At 69.4% G+C, this 20,221-nt stretch carries 18 protein-coding genes; 8 read left to right on the top strand and 10 right to left on the bottom strand.

Going from position 1 to position 20,221, the window contains the following annotated elements; genetic code table 11:
- Positions 1 to 39: 39 nt before the first annotated feature.
- The gene (locus VXM69_RS13560; RefSeq protein WP_059557455.1) at positions 40 to 1,233 is read right to left on the bottom strand and encodes a porin; all 1,194 of its coding nucleotides are present in this window, start codon (positions 1,231 to 1,233) and stop codon (positions 40 to 42) included.
- A 304-nt stretch (positions 1,234 to 1,537) separates the two neighbouring features.
- On the opposite strand from VXM69_RS13560, the gene VXM69_RS13565 reads away from it, so the two are divergent.
- The 4 genes from VXM69_RS13565 to VXM69_RS13580 all read left to right on the top strand — a co-directional run bounded on the left by VXM69_RS13565 (position 1,538) and on the right by VXM69_RS13580 (position 4,223).
- Entirely contained in the window at positions 1,538 to 2,170 is a 633-nt protein-coding gene (locus tag VXM69_RS13565; RefSeq protein ID WP_059557453.1) for a LysE family translocator, read from the top strand.
- Between the two features lie 12 nt (positions 2,171 to 2,182).
- Entirely contained in the window at positions 2,183 to 2,719 is a 537-nt protein-coding gene (locus tag VXM69_RS13570) for a GNAT family protein (protein WP_049035485.1), read from the top strand.
- Positions 2,720 to 2,819: 100 nt separating this feature from the next.
- Entirely contained in the window at positions 2,820 to 3,554 is a 735-nt protein-coding gene (locus VXM69_RS13575; protein ID WP_049035484.1) for a metallophosphoesterase family protein, read from the top strand.
- Positions 3,555 to 3,611: 57 nt separating this feature from the next.
- A complete protein-coding gene (locus tag VXM69_RS13580; RefSeq protein ID WP_034190593.1) occupies positions 3,612 to 4,223 on the top strand; it encodes an alpha/beta fold hydrolase in 612 nt (203 codons plus the stop codon).
- 84 nt (positions 4,224 to 4,307) lie between these two features.
- Here the strand turns inward: VXM69_RS13580 and VXM69_RS13585 are convergent, their stop codons facing one another.
- A complete protein-coding gene (locus VXM69_RS13585; RefSeq protein ID WP_034190594.1) occupies positions 4,308 to 5,630 on the bottom strand; it encodes an ATP-binding protein in 1,323 nt (440 codons plus the stop codon).
- The gene (locus tag VXM69_RS13590) at positions 5,627 to 6,367 is read right to left on the bottom strand and encodes a response regulator (protein ID WP_034190595.1); all 741 of its coding nucleotides are present in this window, start codon (positions 6,365 to 6,367) and stop codon (positions 5,627 to 5,629) included. Before VXM69_RS13590 ends, VXM69_RS13585 begins: the two co-directional genes overlap by 4 nt.
- A gap of 226 nt (positions 6,368 to 6,593) precedes the next feature.
- On the opposite strand from VXM69_RS13590, the gene VXM69_RS13595 reads away from it, so the two are divergent.
- Positions 6,594 to 7,175, top strand: a complete 582-nt coding sequence (locus VXM69_RS13595; RefSeq protein WP_367188751.1) for a thioredoxin family protein — start codon at positions 6,594 to 6,596, stop codon at positions 7,173 to 7,175.
- 62 nt (positions 7,176 to 7,237) lie between these two features.
- Here VXM69_RS13595 and VXM69_RS13600 read toward each other — a convergent pair whose 3' ends face one another.
- Positions 7,238 to 7,876, bottom strand: coding sequence for an FMN-binding negative transcriptional regulator (locus VXM69_RS13600; RefSeq protein WP_367188752.1), 639 nt, complete (start codon positions 7,874 to 7,876; stop codon positions 7,238 to 7,240).
- 123 nt (positions 7,877 to 7,999) lie between these two features.
- On the opposite strand from VXM69_RS13600, the gene VXM69_RS13605 reads away from it, so the two are divergent.
- Positions 8,000 to 9,508 (top strand): PLP-dependent aminotransferase family protein, encoded by a 1,509-nt coding sequence (locus VXM69_RS13605; protein WP_367188753.1) that lies wholly within the window; start codon positions 8,000 to 8,002, stop codon positions 9,506 to 9,508.
- A gap of 122 nt (positions 9,509 to 9,630) precedes the next feature.
- Positions 9,631 to 11,859, top strand: a complete 2,229-nt coding sequence (locus tag VXM69_RS13610) for a penicillin-binding protein 1A (protein ID WP_367188754.1) — start codon at positions 9,631 to 9,633, stop codon at positions 11,857 to 11,859.
- Positions 11,860 to 11,914: 55 nt separating this feature from the next.
- Here VXM69_RS13610 and VXM69_RS13615 read toward each other — a convergent pair whose 3' ends face one another.
- The 3 genes from VXM69_RS13615 to VXM69_RS13625 all read right to left on the bottom strand — a co-directional run bounded on the left by VXM69_RS13615 (position 11,915) and on the right by VXM69_RS13625 (position 15,112).
- On the bottom strand, positions 11,915 to 12,517 hold the full coding sequence (locus VXM69_RS13615) for a hypothetical protein (protein ID WP_226104067.1): 603 nt from the start codon (positions 12,515 to 12,517) through the stop codon (positions 11,915 to 11,917).
- 97 nt (positions 12,518 to 12,614) lie between these two features.
- The gene (add, locus tag VXM69_RS13620) at positions 12,615 to 13,715 is read right to left on the bottom strand and encodes an adenosine deaminase (RefSeq protein ID WP_069706715.1); all 1,101 of its coding nucleotides are present in this window, start codon (positions 13,713 to 13,715) and stop codon (positions 12,615 to 12,617) included.
- 47 nt (positions 13,716 to 13,762) lie between these two features.
- Positions 13,763 to 15,112 carry an NCS2 family permease gene (locus VXM69_RS13625; RefSeq protein ID WP_367188755.1) on the bottom strand — a complete coding sequence of 450 codons (1,350 nt, stop codon included), beginning with the start codon at positions 15,110 to 15,112 and terminating at the stop codon, positions 13,763 to 13,765.
- Between the two features lie 94 nt (positions 15,113 to 15,206).
- Here VXM69_RS13625 and VXM69_RS13630 point away from each other — a divergent pair, with 94 nt between their 5' ends.
- Positions 15,207 to 16,118, top strand: a complete 912-nt coding sequence (locus tag VXM69_RS13630; protein ID WP_034190603.1) for a LysR family transcriptional regulator — start codon at positions 15,207 to 15,209, stop codon at positions 16,116 to 16,118.
- 34 nt (positions 16,119 to 16,152) lie between these two features.
- Here VXM69_RS13630 and VXM69_RS13635 read toward each other — a convergent pair whose 3' ends face one another.
- The 3 genes from VXM69_RS13635 to VXM69_RS13645 form a co-directional block, all read right to left on the bottom strand.
- Positions 16,153 to 17,205, bottom strand: coding sequence for a nucleoside hydrolase (locus VXM69_RS13635; RefSeq protein WP_226230327.1), 1,053 nt, complete (start codon positions 17,203 to 17,205; stop codon positions 16,153 to 16,155).
- Positions 17,206 to 17,290: 85 nt separating this feature from the next.
- Positions 17,291 to 18,403: a porin gene (locus VXM69_RS13640; protein WP_034190605.1), complete on the bottom strand. Its 1,113-nt coding sequence runs from the start codon at positions 18,401 to 18,403 to the stop codon at positions 17,291 to 17,293.
- A 162-nt stretch (positions 18,404 to 18,565) separates the two neighbouring features.
- Positions 18,566 to 19,870 (bottom strand): hypothetical protein, encoded by a 1,305-nt coding sequence (locus VXM69_RS13645; RefSeq protein ID WP_367189243.1) that lies wholly within the window; start codon positions 19,868 to 19,870, stop codon positions 18,566 to 18,568.
- Between the last annotated feature and the right edge of the window lie 351 nt (positions 19,871 to 20,221).

Consider the following 20,221-nt stretch of genomic DNA (forward strand, 5'->3'; position numbering starts at 1 on the left):
GCAGCAGTGGGCCCCGTTGCCCGCGCAACGATCGCCGCGTCAGAACTTCTGGCGCAGCCCGAGGCTCACGATCGCCTGCGATCGCGAATCGGACGAATGACCGTTCGCCTTGTCCGACACCGACGCGGTCGCGGCCACCGGCCGACCGAGTGCGTCGAGCGTCGTGCCGGACGCATGCTGGTACGCGCCGAGCAGGTACACGCTGGTGCGCTTCGACAGGTCGTACACGGCGCCGAGCGTGACGTTGTGATACTGCGCACGGTTGTCGATGCCGTCGACGTCGCTGCCGCGCGTGTAGCTGTAGCCGGCAAACAGCTGCGTCTGCGGCTGCACGTTCCAGCGCGTGAACACGCCGGCGACGTTGAACGTCGCATGCCCGGAGAACAGCGACTGCGCGCCGCCGCGGTACTGCACGTTGCTGTAGTTCACGCCGACGACGGCCGGGCCGAAGTCGTACGTCGCCCCCGTCGCGATCACCTGCTGCGATTGCGCGCTTGCATAACCTTCGTTGATCGACGAATTGAACAGGCCGTCGTCGGTGCTCTGCCACTTGCCGGCCGTCGGGTCGGTCGCGCCCGTCTTGCTGTTGTCCGAGCGCTCGTAGCCGACGCCGACGCGCAGCGGGCCAGCCGCGTACGCGGCGCCGACGCTCCACGTGTTGCGCTGCTTCATGCTCCCCGGCTGGCCGCCGAAGCCGTACAGCGCGCCGAACGTGAAGCCCGAGTAGTTCGCGCTCGTGTACTTGATCGAGCTGTCGACGCGGGCGGTCTGGTCGAGATCGTCGATGTCGCCCGGGTGCGCGCCGAAGCCGCCGATGAACGACGATGGGCCGACCGGGCTCACGAAATCGTCGAGCGACGTGTACTGACGGCCGAGCGTGATCGTGCCGTAGCGGTTGCTGCCGACGCCGACGAACGCCTGGCGGCCGAACTGGCGGCCGCCCTGGCCCGACGTGCCGTTCGCGATGTCGAAGCCGTTCTCGAGCACGAACAGCGCGCGCATGCCGCCGCCGAGATCCTCGGAACCCTTGATGCCCCAGCGGCTGCCGGACAGGTTGCCGGTCGTGAGACCGACGCTCGAATGGCCGGTGTACGCACCCGCCGAGCCAACCCGTTCGTTGCTGCGGTAGGTCACGCCCGCGTCGACGATGCCGTACAGCGTGACGGAGCTTTGCGCGGCGGCGATACCCGCGAGCGAGAGCAGCAGCGGCGCTGCGATCAGTTGCTTGTTCATGATGTTATGTCTCCGGGCGTCGAACCCGTTGTTCTGGCTGACTGTTGCGAGTAGCGCGCACGGGCGCCGACATCCGCCGGCGGTGCGAGGCCGGCCGCGTCCGCGCGCGACGACGCGGCGGGCATGCCCGCTGCGGCCGCCATGGTAGTTGGAACCGGTTCCGACCCAAAGCGGAATAATGACAACAGTTTTTTGCCAAAATCGAGATAGTCGCGACACGGCCGTCGTTGATCGCTGCCGCGCCTGTACAGCATGGGGCGGCGCCCCCGATAATCGAACGCACCCTTTCCCCAGGAGTGCCGTCATGCATGAAACGACCCTGCTGATCTTCGCCGCCGTCGCGTTCGTCGGCATCGCGACACCCGGCCCGACCGTGCTGCTCGCGCTGACCAACGGCTCGCGTTACGGCGTGCGCCGCGCGGCCTATGGCTTCGCGGGCGCGATGCTGTCCGACGTCGTGCTGATCGTCGCGGTCGCGCTCGGCCTCGGCGCGCTGCTGATGGCATCGGCGTTCTGGTTCTCGGTGGTGAAATGGCTCGGCGCCGCGTACCTCGCGTATGTCGGCATCCGGCTGCTGATGTCGAAGGGTTCGCTCGACGTCGCCGCCGCGTCCGCCGGCGCGGCGCCCGATCGCAACGCGTCGATCTTCGCGAAGAGCTTCCTGACCGCTGTCACGAATCCGAAGGGCTATCTGTTCTTCTCCGCGTTCCTGCCCCAGTTCCTCGATCCGTCCGCGCCGCTCGCGCCGCAGTACGTCGCGCTCGCGGTCACGTTCGCGCTGCTCGACGGCGCGGTGATGTTCGGCTACGCGCTGCTCGGCGCCCGCGCGGTGCGGCTGCTGAAACGCGCGGGTGCGCTGTGGCTCGAACGCACGTGCGGCGCGATGCTGCTCGCGCTCGCCGGGTCGCTCGCGCTGTACCGGCGCCATGCGGCATAGAAGCCGGTTGCGATGAAAATCGATCGACCGCCCCGCTCCGGCTTCCCCGGCCTGTCGCTCCGGCAACTCGACCGCGCGGACCTCGACGCGTGGTACGCGTACCTGTCCAACCCCGACGTCTTCCGCCACACGAGCTGGAACCTGCGCGCACCCGACGATCTGCTGCCGCTGTTCGACAACATCGAATCGGCCGACCCGGATTCGATCCGGCGTCTCGCGATCGTCGACACCGCATCGGGCACGCTCGCCGGGACGGTCGGGCTGCATACGGTGTCCACCGTGAACCGCTCGGCGGAGATCGCGTACGACCTCGCGCCGTCGCACTGGGGGCGCGGCATCGCGAGCGCCGTGTGCGAAGCCGTCACCGCATGGGCGTTCACCACGGGCGGCTTCATGCGGATGCAGGCCGTCGTGCTGACCAGCAACGCGGGCTCCGCGCGCGTGCTGCAGAAGTGCGGCTACCGCTACGAAGGACTGTTGCGCGCCTACAAGATGGTGCGCGGCACGCCGGGCGATTTCGCGATGTACGCGCGCCTCGCGACCGACTGACGCACCGTACGCGGCATCGCGCGCCGGTGCCATGATGCGATTGTTGGACGACCCGCACCGAATTGGCGACAATCGCCGTTCCCCTCATCGACGCTCCGCCATGAAGATCGCCGCGCTTTCCGACATCCACGGCAACCTCGCCGCGCTCGACGCGGTGCTCGACGACGTCCGCCGCCGCGGCGCCGACGTGATCGTCAATCTCGGCGACATCGTGTCGGGCGCGCTCCATCCGGCCGAAACGGCCGACCGCCTGATCGCGCTCGATCTGCCGACCATCAAGGGCAATCACGAGCGGCAGTTGCTCACCTGCGACCGCGCAGCGATGCGGCTGTCCGATCGCTGGGCGCACGACACGCTGCGCGACGACCAGCTCGACTGGATCGCCGCGCTGCCCGAACGCATGATGCTCGACGACGACGTATTGATGGTGCACGGCACGCCGGCCAGCGATCTCGTCTACTTCCTCGAGACGGTCACGCCCGACGGCTGCCGCGCGGCCACGCCCGACGAAGTCGCGCGGCGCGCGGGCCACGAAGCGGCGTCGCTGATCCTGTGCGGCCACACGCACGTGCCGCGTACCGCGAAGCTCGACGACGGCCGGCTGATCGTCAACCCGGGCAGCGTCGGGCTGCAGGCGTACGAGGACGACCTGCCGCATCCGCACCGCATCGAAACAGGCTCGCCGCATGCGCGCTACGCGATGGTGTCGCGCACGGCGGCCGGCTGGAGCGTCGAATTCCATGCGGTCGAATACGACTGGCACACGGCCGCCGTCACCGCGGCCTCGCGCGGGCGCGACGACTGGACCGTCGCGCTGCGCACCGGCCGGTGCTGAGACGCACGCGCCGCGCCGCCGCCCCGCTTCACGTCCCTTTCAGGAAAACCGAACGCCATGCCCGTTCCGTCGCAACTGCTCTTCCTGCCCGGCGCATCGGGCAGCACCGCTTTCTGGCAGCCGCTGGCCGGCCTGCTCACGCATCCGGCCGAACGGCGCATCGTCGCCTATCCGGGCTTCGGCGACACGCCGCGCGATCCGGCCGTCGACGATTTCGACGGCCTCGTGCGCGATGTCCTCGAGAAGATCGACCGGCCGACCGCCGTGATCGCCCAGTCGATGGGCGGCGTGATCGCGATGCGCGCGGCGCTCGACAAGCCCGGGCTCGTCACGCACCTCGTGCTGACGGTCACGTCCGGCGGGCTCGACATGGAAGGGCTCGGTGCGCAGGACTGGCGGGCCGGCTTCGCCGAAGCGAACCCGCAGTTGCCCGACTGGTTCCTGACGTTCCGCGCGGACTTCTCGCGGGACATCGGCCGCATCGCACAACCGACGCTGCTGCTGTGGGGCGACGACGATCCGATCAGCCCCGTCGCGGCCGGCCGGCGCCTGCTCGAACGGCTGCCCGATGCGCGGCTGCATGTCGTGGCGGGCGGCCGGCACGACCTCGCGGCCGTGCATGCGCAAGCGCTCGCCCCGCTCGTCGACGCGCATCTGCAGCGCACGTAACGTCGCGCGCGCCGGCATCCGCTTCCATCCACGCTTCAGCTTCGGCGCGCACCCGGCACCGCGACGCTCACGCGCCGCGTCGGCTCACCCCGCGCGCCTCAGCGTGAGCCGTGCTTCGAGCCCGCCGCCATCGGGCCGGTTGTTCAGCGTCAGCGTGCCGCCCATCGCGAGCGCGAGTTGCTTCGCGATCGCCAGACCCAACCCCGTGCCGCCCGTGTCGCGGTTGCGCGACGTCTCCACGCGCCGGAACGGCTCGAATACCGCGTCGAGCTGATCGGCCGGAATGCCAGGCCCGCGGTCGAGCACGGCAATCACCGCGCCGCCGTCCGGCGCGGCCTGCACGTCGATCTCGGCCGCGCCCGCGAACTTCAGCGCGTTGTCGACGAGGTTGCCCACGATGCGGCGCAGCGCCTTCGGCCGCGTGACGAGCGCGAGCGGCGCGCGGCTGTGCAGCGCGACGTCCTGCCCCGCATCCGTGTAGTCGCACACGATGCTGTCGAGCAGCGCGTCGAGATCGATGCGGCGCGCGGCTTCCTCGGTGCCGTGCAGCGTCCGCGCGTACGCGACGCCCTCCTTCACCAGGTGCTCCATCTCGATCAGGTCCTGGCGCAGCTTCGCGCCCTGCGTGTCGTCGTCCATCACGTCGACCCGCAGCCGCATGCGCGTGATCGGCGTCTGCAGGTCGTGCGAGATCGACGCGAGGATCTGCATGCGCTCGGCCATGTACTGCGCGATGCGGTCCTGCATCGCGTTGAATGCCCGGGCGGCACGCGCGACCTCCGACGGCCCGCCTTCGTCCAGCCGCTCGCCCTTCAGGTCCGGGCCGAGCGCGTCGGCGGCCTGCGCGAGCTGCTTGAGCGGCCGCGTCGCGAGCCGCACCGCGAGCCAGCAGCACGCGGCCAGCACCGCGAGCTGCAGCACGAGCACGACCGGCAGCCAGCCCGACAGCGGCACCGTCGACATCGGATGAATGTCGATCGTCAGCGGCGACCCGTCGGTCAGGCGCAGGTGCACCTGCAGATGTTCGCGGTCGCCGGGGATCGCGTTCGCGGTCAGCGGGTAGTCGCCGCCGATGCCGTCCGAGATCGAACGCTCGACGCGCGCCGACAGCCGCGCTTCCGGCGGCGTGCCCGTCTCGCCGGGCCCGAGGATGAACGCATAGCTGCGCCGCGCGAGACGCGGCAGCCACGCGGCGCGCTCGGCCGGCGGCAAGTGGTCGAGCAGCGCGACCGAACTCGCGACCTCGCGCTCGATATAGCCCATCATCAGGTTGGTGGTCGCCTGGTCGCGCTCGGTGACGGTGAGCCAGAACGACAGCGTCTGCGCGAGCGCGAGGCCCACGCACAGGATCAGCGCGAGCCGCGCGAACAGCGAGCGCGGCCAGTGCCACGGCGTACGCGCGCTCATGGCGTACCGTCGACGGCGGTCACGGCCGACGAGAACACGTAGCCCTCGTTACGCAGCGTCTTGATGTAGCGCGGTTCGCGCGCGCCGTCGCGCAGCCGCTGGCGCAACCGGCTCACGAGCAGGTCGATCGAGCGGTCGAACGGGTCGGACTGCCGCCCCTGCGTGAGGTTGAGCAACTGGTCGCGCGTCAGCACGCGCTGCGGGTTGTCGAGGAACACGCGCAGCAGCCGGTATTCGGCGCCGCTCAGCGCGACCAGCGTGCCTTCGGCGTCGAGCAGGTGGCGCCCGGTCGTGTCGAGCCGCCATTCGCCGAACGCGAGCATCTCGGCCGTTTCCGTCACCTGCATGCCGGGCGGCAGCATGCGCGCGCGGCGCAGCACCGAGCGGATCCGCGCGAGCAGTTCGCGCACCGCGAACGGCTTGGCCAGGTAATCGTCGGCGCCCATCTCGAGGCCGATGATGCGGTCGGTTTCCTCGCCGCGCGCGGTCAGCATCAGCACGGGTACCGTGCGGAACTTGCCGGCCCGCAGGTCGCGGCACAGCGTGAGACCGTCCTCGCCCGGCATCATCAGGTCGAGCACGATCAGGTCGGGCGCGCCGTCGTCCAGCACGTTGCGCATCTCGCGGCCGTTCGCGGCCAGCGACACGCGCATGCCGTTCTTCTCCAGGTAGTCCGCGATCAGTTCGCGGATCGCGCGATCGTCGTCGACGATCAGCACGTGGTCGATCTTGTCCATGAGTCGTGGTCGGTGTCGTGGTTCGGGCAGGCGATGTCCGCTGTTATACCGCATGGCAGGCGCGCGTTTGTATCCCAATGTATCGCGCGGCCGCGGCGACACACAACATTGCACACGCGCCGCCGGCCGGACACATCGCGGATACGTCGGCGCCGCCTAATGGGGCCTGTCGAAACCCGTCCGGCCGCCGCCGTCCAGCCGCGGCCACCCCGCTCAGGAGAACGCCATGCTGCCCCGACTCAAGACCGCCGCCATCGTCATCGCCCTCGCCGCCACGGCCGGGCTCGCCGCCTTCGCCGGCACCCGCGACGATGCGGGCATGCCGGCGTCGCTGGCCGGCACGCCGGCCCCCGATTTCACCGGCATCGACCGCTGGCACAACAGCGCGCCGCTGACGCTCGGCCAGTTGCGCGGCAAGGTCGTGCTCGTCGATTTCTGGACGTACTCGTGCATCAACTGCATTCATACGATTCCGTACGTGAAGGAATGGGACCGGAAGTATCGCGACCAGGGGCTCGTCGTGGTCGGCGTGCACACGCCCGAATATCCGTTCGAACGCGATGCGAAGAACGTCGCCGAGGCGGTCAAGCGCTTCGGCATCTCGTACCCGGTCGCACAGGACAACCGCTACGACACGTGGCGCGCATACGGGAACCAGTACTGGCCCGCGCTGTACCTGATCGATGCGAACGGCAAGGTCGTCTATACGCGCTATGGCGAAGGCGGGTACGACAAGACCGAGGCCGCGATCCGCGGGGCGCTCGCGCAGACCGGCACACCGGCGAAGGATGCGACGCGCACGCAGTGACCGGCGCGGCGGGCGCGGCGCGCATCTGCACATGCGTGCACGCCCGTCATGCGCTCACTCGCTCACGTGCGTTTCGCGTCCGCCGCCGCGAGCATCGCCTCGCCGATCGCGAGGTTGCCGTCCGCGACCAGCGCTTCACCGGCGCCCCGGATATCGGCCCCGGCCTTGTTCTGCCCGAGCTTGCGCTTGCCGACGAGCCGCGTGATCTCGATCCGCAGCCCGACGATCGACTGCACCATCGTGTCGATGTAGTCCTTCGGCGCGTCGCCCATCTTCCACGGCACCGGCTGCGACGCCTCGTGCGTGCGCGTCAGCCGCGCGACCACGCCGCGCACGAACTTCTCGTCGTCGCGCACCGTGATGCGGCCGTGCGCATGCACGACCACGTAGTTCCACGTCGGCACTTGCCGGTGCGCGACGTGCTTGCTCGGGTACCAGTTCGGCGAGATGTACGCGTCGCCGGCGCGGAAAATCACGAGCACTTCGTCGCCGTCCGCGACGTCCCGCCAGACCGGATTCGCGCGGGCGACGTGCGCATGCAGTTCGCCGAGCCCGCCATCGTCGGGCAACAGCTCGAACGGCAGGTGGTTCGCGTCGAGCCCGTTCTTGCCCAGCGTGATCAGGCTACCGAACGGATGCTGCACGATCAGCTCGCGCAGCGCGTCGGGATCGGGCTCGTTGAAATCGGCGGGGACGTACATGTCGGCTCCACGGTCGAACGGGATGGGAAATGGCGCGGGCGCAGGCCCGTCATGCGGCGATTGTGACCCCAAACTGGTTTATGCTGTAGAGCCGGTTTGGAACAATTTCAGCAGACCAGAATCATGGCAAGAACGGCCCGGATCGTCGAAATCCCGTCACTCGGCACGCTCGACCGCGCGGCCGGCGACCTGAGCCGTCAGCTCGCGCAGGCGCTGCGCGACGCCGTGCGGCGCGGCGACGTCCGGCCGAGCGACGCGCTGCCGTCCACGCGACTGCTGGCGGCGGCGCTGCAGCTTGCGCGCGGCACGGTGGTCGATGCGTATGCCCAGCTCGTCGCCGAGGGCTTTCTCGAGTCGCGCGGCGGCGCGGGCACGCGGGTCGCGAACGCGCTCGCGGAACCGCCGTCCGGCGACGCGCCCGCACCGCCCGCGCGACGCCAGCGCCCGGCGCACGCCGGCCTGCCCGAGCCCGCCGCCACCTTCGCGCGGATCGCCCGCGAATTCAGCCCGCTGCCGGCCATGCCGTTCGCGATCTCGGTGCCGGTCGGCCTCACCGCCCCCGACGACATCTGGCGCCGGCTCGGCAACCGCCTGCGCGCCCGCGGCGCCGGTGCGCCGTCCGGCTATGCCGATCCGCAGGGCGCGCTGCCGCTGCGCGAAGCGATCGCCGACTACGTGCGCCGGTCGCGCTCGGTGCGCTGCGATGCCGGCCAGGTCGTGATCACGAGCGGCACGCAGCAGGGGCTGCATCTCGCGCGCCAGGTGCTGCTCGGCGACAACGACCGCGCATGGGTCGAGAATCCCGCCTATCGCGGCATCACCGCGCTGCTCGAAAGCACCGGGCGGCGCGACGCGATGGTGCGCGTGCCGGTGGACGCCGACGGCCTCGACGTCGACGCCGGCATGCGGCTCGCGCCGGAGGCGCGCGCCGCGTTCGTCACGCCGTCGCACCAGTACCCGCTCGGCATGCCGTTGAGCATGGCGCGGCGCAACGCGCTGCTCGCCTGGGCGCGCGCGCAGCGCGCGTGGGTCGTCGAAGACGACTACGACAGCGAGCTGCGCTATGAAGGCTACCCGTTCCCGTCGCTGCAAGGGCTCGCCCCCGATCGCGTGATCTACCTCGGCACGTTCAGCAAGATCCTGTTTCCGTCGCTGCGGCTCGGCTACGTGATCGCGCCCGAGGATCTCGTGCCCGCGTTCTGCGGCGCGCGCGTGCTGATGGATCGCCATGCGCCGACGGCCGATCAGCACGTGCTGGCCGCCTTCATCGCGGAAGGCCATCTCGACCGCCACATCCGCCGTGTGCGCGGCGTGTATGCGGAACAGCGCGCGCTGCTGATCGACACGCTCGGCGCGCGGCTGCCGCGCGAACGCGCGTGGGTGCAGCCGGGCGACCAGGGCATGCACGTCGTGCTGTGGCTTGCCGAAGGTATCGACGATCTCGACGTGGTCGCCCGTGCCGCGCAGGCCGGCGTCGCGGTACGCGCGGTGTCGCCGATGTTCGCGCCCGGCACGGCCCGCCCGGGGCTCGTGCTCGGCTTCGGCGGGTTCGACCGCGCGCAGATGGAAGCCGCCGCGCAACGGCTCGCGGACGTGGTTTCGTCGGCGCAATCGCGGCCGCGCGCACCTTAAAAGGTTGTCGGCGGGCAACAAACGTAATCGTCTGTAAATCCTGCAAGCAAACGGCCGTTTCTGCCGCCGGTGTGCGGGCGCCGTTTGCTAGGATCGCGCGTCTTCCATCCGCCCTTGCCGCCTTGAATCGCTTCGTGCCGTTTCTCCGAGATGCGTGGCTCCGCTACCGCGCCCGTGTCGCACCGCTCGCCGCCGCCTGCCGCGCGCGCCTGCGCACGCTGTGCGCGGCCGTGCTGCAGCGCCTGCGCCATCCGACGCGGCGCGGCGTGGCGCTGACGCTCGCCGCGATACCGGTGCTGGGCCTGCTGGGCCTGCTCGCGTTCGTCCCGTTCACGCCGAGCATCGGCGACATCCGCAAGGCGCGCATCGACCGCCCGGCGCGCGTGCTGTCCGCCGACGGCCAGCTGATCGCCGAGTTCCGGCCCGTGAACCGCGAATGGGTGCCGCTCAAACAGATCTCGCCGCACATGGTCGACGCGCTGATCGCAACCGAGGACCATCGCTTCTATTCGCATCACGGCATCGACTTGCGCCGCACGCTCGCCGCCGGGCTGCATACCTTCTCGGGCAACCGCCAGGGCGGCTCGACGATCACGCAGCAGCTCGCACGCAACCTGTATCCGGACGAAGTCGGCCGCGCGCCGACGCTCACGCGCAAGGTGAAGGAGCTGATCACCGCGTTCAAGATCGAATCGGTGTACAGCAAGGACGAGATCCTCGAAACCTACCTGAACACGGTGCCGTTCCTGTACAACGCGTACGGCGTCGAAATGGCCGCGCGCACCTACTTCGGCAAGTCGGCGGACCAGCTCGACATCGCGGAAAGCGCGACGCTCGTCGGGATGCTGAAGGGCAACAGCTACTACAACCCGGTGCTGAATCCGGAGCGCGCGGTCCAGCGGCGCAACATCGTGCTCGGCCGGATGGCGCAGATGGGCATGCTCACGCCGCCGCAGCTCACGAAACTGCAGCGCCAGCCGCTGCGCGTCGACTTCGAACCGCAGACGGCGCAGCCGAGCCTCGCGCCGCACTTCGCGGTACAGCTGCGCAAGTGGCTGATCGCGTGGGCCGACCGCAACAACTACGATCTCTACGCCGACGGCCTCGTCGTGCGCACGACGCTCGATGCGCAATTGCAGGACATGGCCACGCAGGCGCTGACGCGGCAGACCGAGCGGCTGCAGGCGGTCGCCGACGGCGCATGGCGCGGCCCGTCCGGCTGCGGGTTGCGCAACGACCTGTTCCGCGGCTTCATCCGCCAGACGCCCGAGTATCGCCAGGCCCGCGACACCGGGCTCGCCGACGTGCCGGCGCTGAAGCAGCTCGGCGCCAACCGCGCGTTCATGCGCGCGCTGTGCGAACGCAAGACGCAGGTGCAGGCCGGTTTCGTCGCGATCGATCCGCGCAACGGCGCGATCCGCGCGTGGGTCGGCAGCCCCGATTTCGGCAGCGAGCCGTTCGACCACGTCTTCCAGGCGCGGCGCCAGCCGGGTTCGACCTTCAAGCCGTTCGTCTATGGCGCGGCGTTCGCGGACGGCATGCGGCCCGACGATACGTTCGTCGATCGTCCCGTCGCGATTCCGGTCGACGGGCGCGCCGTGTGGCGCCCGACCGATGCGGAACCGCCGACCGGCGAGCCGATGACGCTGCGTGACGCGCTCGCGCTGTCGCGCAACCGCGTCACCGCGCAGGTGATGCAGCACGAAGGCGCCGCGAAGGTCGCGCAGCTGGCGCGCGCGATGGGCGTGCGCGACAGCCCGCTCGATGCGGTGCCGTCGCTCGCGCTCGGCACGAGCCCCGTGACGCTGAAGGAGATGGTGTCCGCATACGGCACGATCGCGAACCGCGGCGTGTACGTCGCGCCGCAGATGATCACGCGCATCGAGGACCGCGACGGCAAGGTGCTGGCCGCGTTCGGCAGCGCGCCGCCCGAACGCGCGCTGCCGGCGCCGGCCGCGCAGACGCTCGTCGACGTGATGCGCGACGTCGTCGATCGCGGCACCGGCGCCGACATCCGGTCGCGCTACGGGATCCGCGTCGACGTCGCCGGCAAGACGGGCACGACGCAGGACAACGCGGACGGCTGGTTCATCCTGATGCATCCGCAGCTCGTGGCCGGCGCGTGGGTCGGCTTCGACGACGGCAGCGTGACGCTGCGCAGCGACTACTGGGGCGCGGGCGCGCACAGTGCGCTGCCGATCGTCGGCTCGTTCTACGAGGCGGCGCTGCGGGCGCGCGCGATCGATCCGCACGCGCAGTTCTCGCCCGATTTCCGGCCACGCAGCGCGCCCGCGCCGAGACGGCGCGTGCAGCATCCGGGCCTGTTCGACTGGCTGAGATTCTTCCGCTGATCGCGGCGCCCGCGGCCCGTTTTACCGGCGCGTCGTCAGCGCCCGGCGACCGGCGTCACGGCGCCGGCGGCGACTCGCCGCTGCGCGCGACCGGATGAAGCTCGATGCCGTCGACCTGAAAGCCTTGCACGATCAGCAGCAGGACGCCCGTGGTCGAATGCTTCGTCGTGAAACTGCTGCCGGTGATCGACGTGACCTGATAGGGCGAGCCGATCGGCATCCGGATCAGTTGGCCGCCCGGCACGTCGAGCACGCACGCGTCGGCGGGCGGCTTCTCCGGACCGTCCATGTCGAGCTCCGCCACCTGCGCCGGGGCCGTTTCGACGCTCCAGCGGCCGGCTTCACGCGCGCGCAGCACGAAGTCGTCACCCGCCTTCTCGACGCGCAGGGTCGCGGGTTTGCCGGCGGCCCGCGCGTAATCGCCGAGCAGCCCATCGCAGGCACTGCCGGCTCGCGCGGACAGCGAGACGCACAACATCAGACAGAAAACGGGAATGCGCACGGCGGGCCTCTCAGCGTTCGTATTGTTGTCGGAATGCCGGCGCGGGCGCGCGCGGCGGCGGCGACACGATCGGGCGCCGCCGGGCGCCAATATAGCGAACGCGACCGAGGTATGCCAGCCCGCGGCGCACAGCGGCCCGGGAAGACGCCGGGACACGTGCGCGGCATCCTGCTTCGGCCGGGCACGGCCTGAACCCATCCGGACGAAGCGCCGACCGGTCGAGCTACCGGCCGAACAGCGTGCGCGCGCGTACTCAGCCCGCCGCGAGCGTGGCGGCCAGCGCGTCGAACTCCGGCGCCCATGCGGCGCGCCACGCAGCCTTCGTCACGTCATCGACCCACGCGCCGTCGATCCCGTTCAGCATGAACTGCTTCAGGTCGGCCACGGTGAAGCCGAAATGGCTGAGCATCAGTTCCCACGCTTCGCTCGGATTGACCTTGTGAAGCGTCGGGTCGTCGGTGTTCGGATGGATCTTCAGCCCGAGGCCCGGCATCTTGCGCATCGGATGCCGTTCCGCCCATTGCTCCGGCGGCAGCGTGCGCAGATAGTACGAATTCGTCGGCACGACGGTGAAGACGATCCCGCGCTCCGCATAGCGCGCACACAGGTCGGGGTTGTCGACGATCGTATAGCCGTGATCGACGCGATCGACCTGCAGCAGATCGACGGCCGTCTCGACGTTGCGCCACGGCATCCCGAACTCGCCCGCGTGCGCGGTCGTGCGGAAACCGGCCGCACGTGCATTGCGGTACGCCTTCCAGAACAGTTCCGGCGGCCGGTCGTTCTCGCGATAGTCGATGCCGATCCCCGCGACTTCGTCCGCGCGATTCGCCTTCATCCACTCGACGATTTCGACCGCCTCGTCGGGATCCTGCTCGCGGTCGATGCTCGGGATCAGGCGCGCGCCGATCCCGAAATCGCGCGCGGCATCGCGGATCGCCGTCACGATCGCGGCCTGCGCATCGGCATACGCGATGCCCGACACGCGCACCGTACCTGTCGGATTCCAGAAGAATTCCGCATGCCGGACATGGTGCGCGGCCGCATCTTCCAGATACTCGTAAGCGATCCGCCGCAAATCGTCGGGCTGCGTGAGCAGATACTTGTCGAGCGCCCGCAGCACGTGCAGCACGCCGACCGGCTTCTCGCCGCGTGCGTAGAACGCATCGATCTCCGCGCGCTCGATCGGCGCGCCGCTGCGCGCCGCGAGCGCGACGAACGTGTCGTGCCGCACCGCGCCGAGCAGGTGGCAATGCAGCTCGACCTTCGGCAGCGCGTGGAAGAAGGCCCGGTGGGCCGGCGTGATCTCGATGCCCGTGCGCGCGGGCGGGACGTTGCCTGGTGTTCCCTTCATGTCAGTCTCTTTTTTCGGTAGTGCCTGTGCGTCGCGAAAGCCGTCCCTCAGTGCGGCTTCACGACGGTCCAGAAGTAATAGCCGAGCGGAATCGCGAGCACGACGAGCCCCCACGACACGTCGCGCCAGCGGCCGGCCAGCAGCTTGACGAGCACGTAGCACAGCAGCCCGCCCGCGATGCCGGTGCCGAAGCTGTTCGACATCAGCGTGAGCAGCACCATCGACATCACGGGCAGCGTATCGGTGAAATCGTCGAAATGCGTATGGCGGATCGTCGCGAACATCGACAGCCCGATCAGGATCAGCGCCGGCGCCGTCGCCTCCTTCGGGATCGCGAGCGCGACCGGCACGAACAGCAGCATCGCGGCGAACAGCACGGCCGCGGCCAGCGACGACAGCCCGCTGCGGCCGCCGGCCTCGACGCCCGCGGCCGATTCGATCAGCGCCGTGAGCGCCGGGATGCCGAACACGGGCCCGAGCGTCGCGGCGAGCGAGTCGACGAGGAACGGCCGGTTGATGTTCGGCAGGTTGCCCTGCTCGTCGAGCAGGTTTGCCTTCGCGCCGACCGCGAGCGCGGTGCCGAGCGTCGAGAAGAATTCCGCCGCGAAAAACGCGAACAGGTACGGCGCGGCCGCAAGGCTCAACGCGCTGCCGATATCGAGCTTGAACGCGATCGGCGCGATGCTGTGCGGCAGCGACACGAACGACGCGGGCAGGTGCGTGACGCCCAGCGGCACGCCGGCCGCGGCCGCGGCGAGGATCGCGATCAGGATCGCACCGGGCACCTTGCGCGCCTGCAGCACGATCGCCACCGCGAGGCCGGTCAGCGCGACGAGCGCGCCCGGCCGCGAGAAGTCGCCGAGCGCGAACGCGTTGGTCTTCGCATTCGCGACGACCATCCCCGCGTTGCGCAGCCCGAGCATCGTGACGAACAACCCGATCGACGCGCCGAGCCCGAGCTTGATCTGCACCGGAATCAGCCGCACCACCACGCCGCGCGCGCCGAGTATCGTCAGCAGGAAGAACAGCACGCCCGACACGCATGCGATGCCGAGGCCCGTCTGCCAGCCGACATGTTCCGTCGTCGCGAGCGTCACGCCGATGATCACCGAGCCGCCGATGCCGGGGCCGACGAGGAACGGCAGGTTCGCGTAGAGCCCCATCAGCGTCGTGAACAACACGAACACGACGATGGTCGCCGTCGTCGCCGCGCCGCGCTCCATCCCGCCGGTAGCGAGCAGCGACGGAATCACGACGAGCAGGTACGCGGCCGCGAGGAACGACGTGACGCCGGCGATCGTCTCGGTGCGCACGCTCGTGCCGCGCGCGGCGAGCGCGAAGCGGCGTTCGAGCCAGTTGGCCGGCGCGCGCGCCGGGATCGTGTCAGTCGCTGACATGGTGGTTCTCCTGTGATTCCGAATATTGTCCTGTGTCGGTTCCCGCGGCGCGGTCTTATACTGCCGCGTACCGCATCCCGACCGTTATTGCCCGATGTCGTCCGACCGCTCGTCGCTGCTGCCCGCGCTCACGCTGCGGCAGGTCCAGCACTTCGTCGTGCTCGCCCACGCACGCAGCTTCACGCAGGCCGCGCAGGCGCTGTCGCTCACCCAGCCCGCACTCACCGCGTCGATCCGCCAGATCGAATTCCTGCTCGGCGGGCGCCTGTTCGCGCGTACCGCGCATCGCCTTACGCTCACCACCGCGGGCGAAGCCGTGCTGCCGCTCGCCGAACGACTGCTCAACCAGGCCCGCGGCACCTTCGACGACATGACGCGGCTCATCGGCGAACGCATTCAGACCGTGCGCATCGCGTTCATCCCGTCGGTCGCGGGCCGCCTGCTGCCCGCGCTCAACACGCTGCGCGGCACGCGTCCGACGCTGCGCTTCACGCTCACCGACCTGCCGAACAGCGCGCTCGTCGAAGCCGTGCGCGACGGCGTCGCGGATCTCGGCATCGGCGTGCGCGAGCCGGACAGCGACGACGGCACGCTGCGCTACCAGCAGCTGTTCGAGGACGAGATCGTGATCGTCGTGCGGCACGACGATCCGCTCGCCCGCGCGAAGAGCGTCACGTGGGCGAAGCTCGTCGATCGCGAGCTCGCGGTGTTTGTGCGCGGCAGCGTCAGCGAATCGCTGCATCGCACCGGCGGCGCCGGCAAGTTGCGCCTGAACGTCACGTACCGGATGGAATACACCGAACCGCTCTACGCACTTGCGCGCAACGGCCTCGCGACCGCCGTGCTGCCGAGCCTCTACACGATGCATCTGCACGATCCCGAACTCGTCGCGCTGCGCGTGGACAAACCGCGCGTCACGCGAGCGATCTCGCTGATCTCGCTCGCCGCCGACGATCGCGGCCCGCATGTGCGCGCGTGCCGCGAGTGGATTGCGAAGCACATCTGATCGCGTTCACCGCGCGGCGCCCTGCGCGCTGGGCTCAAGGCAGCTTCGCGATGCGCTCGACGAGCGTCGCGTAGAAGCGGTCCGCATCGACCTCGTTGATCCACGTTGCATTCGCCGCACGGCCGCTGCGCCCGTTCCAGTCGACGATCGTCTCGCCGAGCGTCCACTGGCCGGTCGTCTCGACCACCACGTTCACCTTGCGCCCGCCGAACAGCGTCGGATCGACGAGATAGCCGACGGCCGTCGGGTCGTACATCGGCGCCTCTTCGACGCCGCGCCGCTTCTTGTTGTATGCGAGCTCGGCATCCATGATGTCCGCGACGATCGCGCCGCAGCGGTTGCCGAGCGCGCGGAACGGCGCGACGCGCGCCGGCGTGATCGGCGCCTTCACCGCGACGTCGCGCGGCAGCACGACGATCGGCACGCCGCTGCCGAACACGACTTCGGCCGCCTGCGGATCGACGTAGATGTTGAACTCGGCGGCCGGCGTGATGTTGCCGCGCTCGAAAAACGCGCCGCCCATCAGCACGATTTCGCGCAGCGCGCCGCGAATCTGCGGCGCCTCGACCAGCGCGGTCGCGAGGTTGGTCAGCGGACCGAGCGCGCACAGCGTCACGCTGTTCGGCGCCGCGCGGCTCAGCGTATCGACGAGGTACGACACGGCGTGGCCGGCAGCAAGCGGCGCGCGCGGCTCGTGCAGTTCGACGCCTTCGAGCCCCGTCCTGCCGTGCACGTTCGCGGCCGTCACGAGATCGCGCACGAGCGGGCGCGGGCAGCCCGCATAGACCGGCAGCGTCTTCGTGCGGCCGGCCCAGTCACGGATGATCCGCGCGTTGCGTTCGGTCAGGTCGAGCGGCACGTTACCCGCGACGGCCGTCAGCGCTCGCACGTCGAGCCGGTCCTGCGCGCCCAGCGCGAGCAGGATCGCGATGGCGTCGTCCTGCCCCGGGTCGGTATCGATGATCACCGTGCGGCGCGCAGCGTCGCCGCCGGCCGCGAACGCGCCCGCCTCGGGCAGCAGCGCGGTGCCGGCCAGCGCGGCGGACAGTTTCAGGAAGGTGCGGCGGGATGCGATCGGATGAGTCATGGTCGGGCTCTCGAGAAAACGCCGGGCCGCCCCACGTTTTCCTGCCTCCGGGGGGCCAGGCGCGAGGCGGCAGGATTGGGGGCGCTCAAAATACGTGCCGGACGCCGAGCGTCGCCATCATCTGGCGCGTGCCGGTCGAGCGCGCGTACGCGAAGATCTGCGCGTGGTCCGCGTCGCCGGCCGCCTGCTGCGCGATCACCGTCAGCGCGACGTCGGTGCGTTTCGACAGGAAGTAGTCGGCCTGCAGGTTCACCTGATGCCATTTCGGACGCTTGTCGATCACGTCGTACTTGCCGTTCGTGAACGCGTACGCGGCGCCGAGGAAGAGCTGCGGCGTCATCGTGTAGACGACGTTCACCCCCAGGTTCTGCAGGTGCAGATGCGAATTGTCGAGGTAATCGTAGCGCACGTCGGTGAACATCGCGGCGAACTGCGCGCGGCCGATCGTGTAGAAACCGCCCGTGCCCGCGATCCGCTGCCGGCTGGCATACGCGGCCGGCGACATCGCGCTCTTGCTGAAGATCAGCAGCGGCGACGCATAGTCGTTCGCGATCGCGCCGTCCTGGTTCGTCGCGCTGTACGGATGGTTGTACTGCGCATAGACGGCGCTCCAGCGCAGCGCGCCCTGCTCGTAGCCGAGCCCGAAGCTGTACGCGCTGTTGTTCGCGAAGCCGGTCGCGTTGCTGAAGCCGTACAGCGCGGTGAATTTCAGGCCGTAGTAGACGGGACTCACGTACTTCACCGAGTTCTGCACGCGGATGTCGTTGTAGCCGTTGTCGTTGTCGCCGATGTTCACGCCGTTGCTCGCGATGATCACCGGCCCGATGTAGTCGTGGATCGCATCGTACTGGCGGCCGAACGTCAGCGAACCGTAGGTGCGGTCGGCGAGGCCGACATAGGCCATGCGCCCGAACTCGCGGCCGTTCTGCGCGGCCGTGCCCGTCATCACGTTGAAGCCGTTCTCGAGCTGGAAGACCGCGGACAGCCCCTGCCCCAGATCCTCCTTGCCCTTCAGCCCCCAGCGCGGGTTCTGGTTCGTGCCGGACAGCGCCTGCCAGGCGTTCTTGCCGCCCTGGTTGGTCGCGAACCCGACGCCGGCCGAGATGAGACCGTACAGCGTGATGCTGCTTTGCGCACCGGCATGGGTCGCGAAGGCGCCGAGCATCGCGAGCGGAGCGAGCTTGTAGAGAGTTTTCATGCGGGTCGTGTGGTCGGTGGTGGGCCAGGCGCGGCAGGGTTCCGCGAAACTGGACTCGACTATACGAACCCGGATCGGACAATAAAAGTTTGCTTTTCTTATGTATCAATAAAACGGATTTATTCTCATCCCTGCATTCCCTCCGCGTTCGGCGGCCGGCGATCAGTCCGCCGTGTCGCCGCCCTTCGGCACCTTCGACCATGCGTTGCGCCCCGGCATCGGCGCCCAGGCCGGGCGCGCCTTGCGCGCGCTGTCGATCACGACCAGATAACGACCCGCGATCGGCGTGATGTCGCGATCGCGCGGCAGCACCCACAGCGACTTGCCGGCTTCGACACGCGCCTGGTAATCGTCGTCGAGCAGGCCGTGGTGGTCGAAAAATGCGTTCAGCGACGCGGGAATCCGCACGCAGCCCTTCGAATGCCGGATGCCGAGCAGCGCTTCGAGGCGGTCGGGATCGGTCGCATGCATCTGGAAGCGCATCGGCGACACGCCGCCCTTGCCCCAGCCGCGTTCTCCGTCCACCCAGCCGAAGTCGTAGATGCGCATGTCGCGGCGGCCATAACCGCGAATGCCGTTCTCGTTCGTCGTGCCTTCGGCGCGGAAATCCATGTTGTCGGGCGAGTGATGGAACACGCCGAGCGGCGTCAGGAAATGGTCGTACTTGCCCGGCAGCCCCGTGCCGACCGGCGAGGCGCCGATCATCAGCCACGCATTGGCCGGCGTGGCGCGGAAGTAGATGAACAGCGCCTGCACGTTCGGTGCGCGGTCGACCATCGCGACGTATTCGCCGGCGAGGTCGCCGAGGTCCGCGTCGACGAGCGCCTTCTGGAGCCGCTCGCCGTAGGCGCGCTGTTCGCTCGCGGGCACGTTCAATCGGCGGGTGACTTCCTGCGTGAAGCGCTTGCGCATGTCGACGGCGCGCGCCGTCGCGTTCTTCGCTTCCTCGGCCGATAGGGGCGGATGCCGCCGCGGCGGGGTCGGCGCGGGGGCTTCGGCCTCGCTGGCGGTGGTGGCGGATGCGGCCGATGCGGGTTCGGCTGTAGAAGCTGCGGAAGAAGCGCCGGAAGCGGCCGATGCCGCGCTGGCCGGCGCTGCATGATGCACGTGCGATGCCGCGGGGGCGGACGGTGCGGGCGATGCACCTGGCAACGCATGCACGGACGAGCCCGGGTGCGCATGAGAAGCCGTCGACGCGGGCGATGCCACTGATGAGGATGACGGAGCAACGGACGACGAAGCGTCGGATGCGGCGAAGGCAGGCAACCCGGCAAGAATGGAAACGGGCAGCACGACAGCGAGCGACGCATACGCGGCGACTGTGCGGGTACGACGGCGCGACTTCGAAATTCGCCGCGACAAGCTGGAAAGCATCATACGTTCGAAGCCATCGGCCGATCCGGCCGCCGCGTGGTGCTGTTGCGAGCGGCGCATCTTCCGCGCAAGCCATCGACACGTCTGGCGCATCATGCGCGCCCGGCGCCGACGCCTCTTCGCGGCGGAGCCGTTCGCTGATGCAACGCGTGCGGTCCGATGGCGGCTAATGAGTCGTCAGGCCCTTCATTTTACGCGCCGACGGAAGAATCGGCAGCGACGGAAGTCGTGGTTTGGCGGTGGATTTGCGCTTCGTCACGCTTTGTTTCAACTCGTTGCCGTTTGCGGCTTCGTTGCGTGTCACGCTTGTGGATTCGGCGGTTCGGCGCGTTCGATATGAAACGACTCCCCGTCAAATCAATTTGCATGCCAAATCATCCCGGCGACGCGTTGTCCCCATCGAAACCGTATTGCACGCATGTCGCACAAACGAAGCGACACGCG

It is taken from the genome of Burkholderia sp. Ed8, from assembly GCF_040761425.1.
Taxonomy (GTDB): Bacteria; Pseudomonadota; Gammaproteobacteria; order Burkholderiales; family Burkholderiaceae; genus Burkholderia; species Burkholderia seminalis.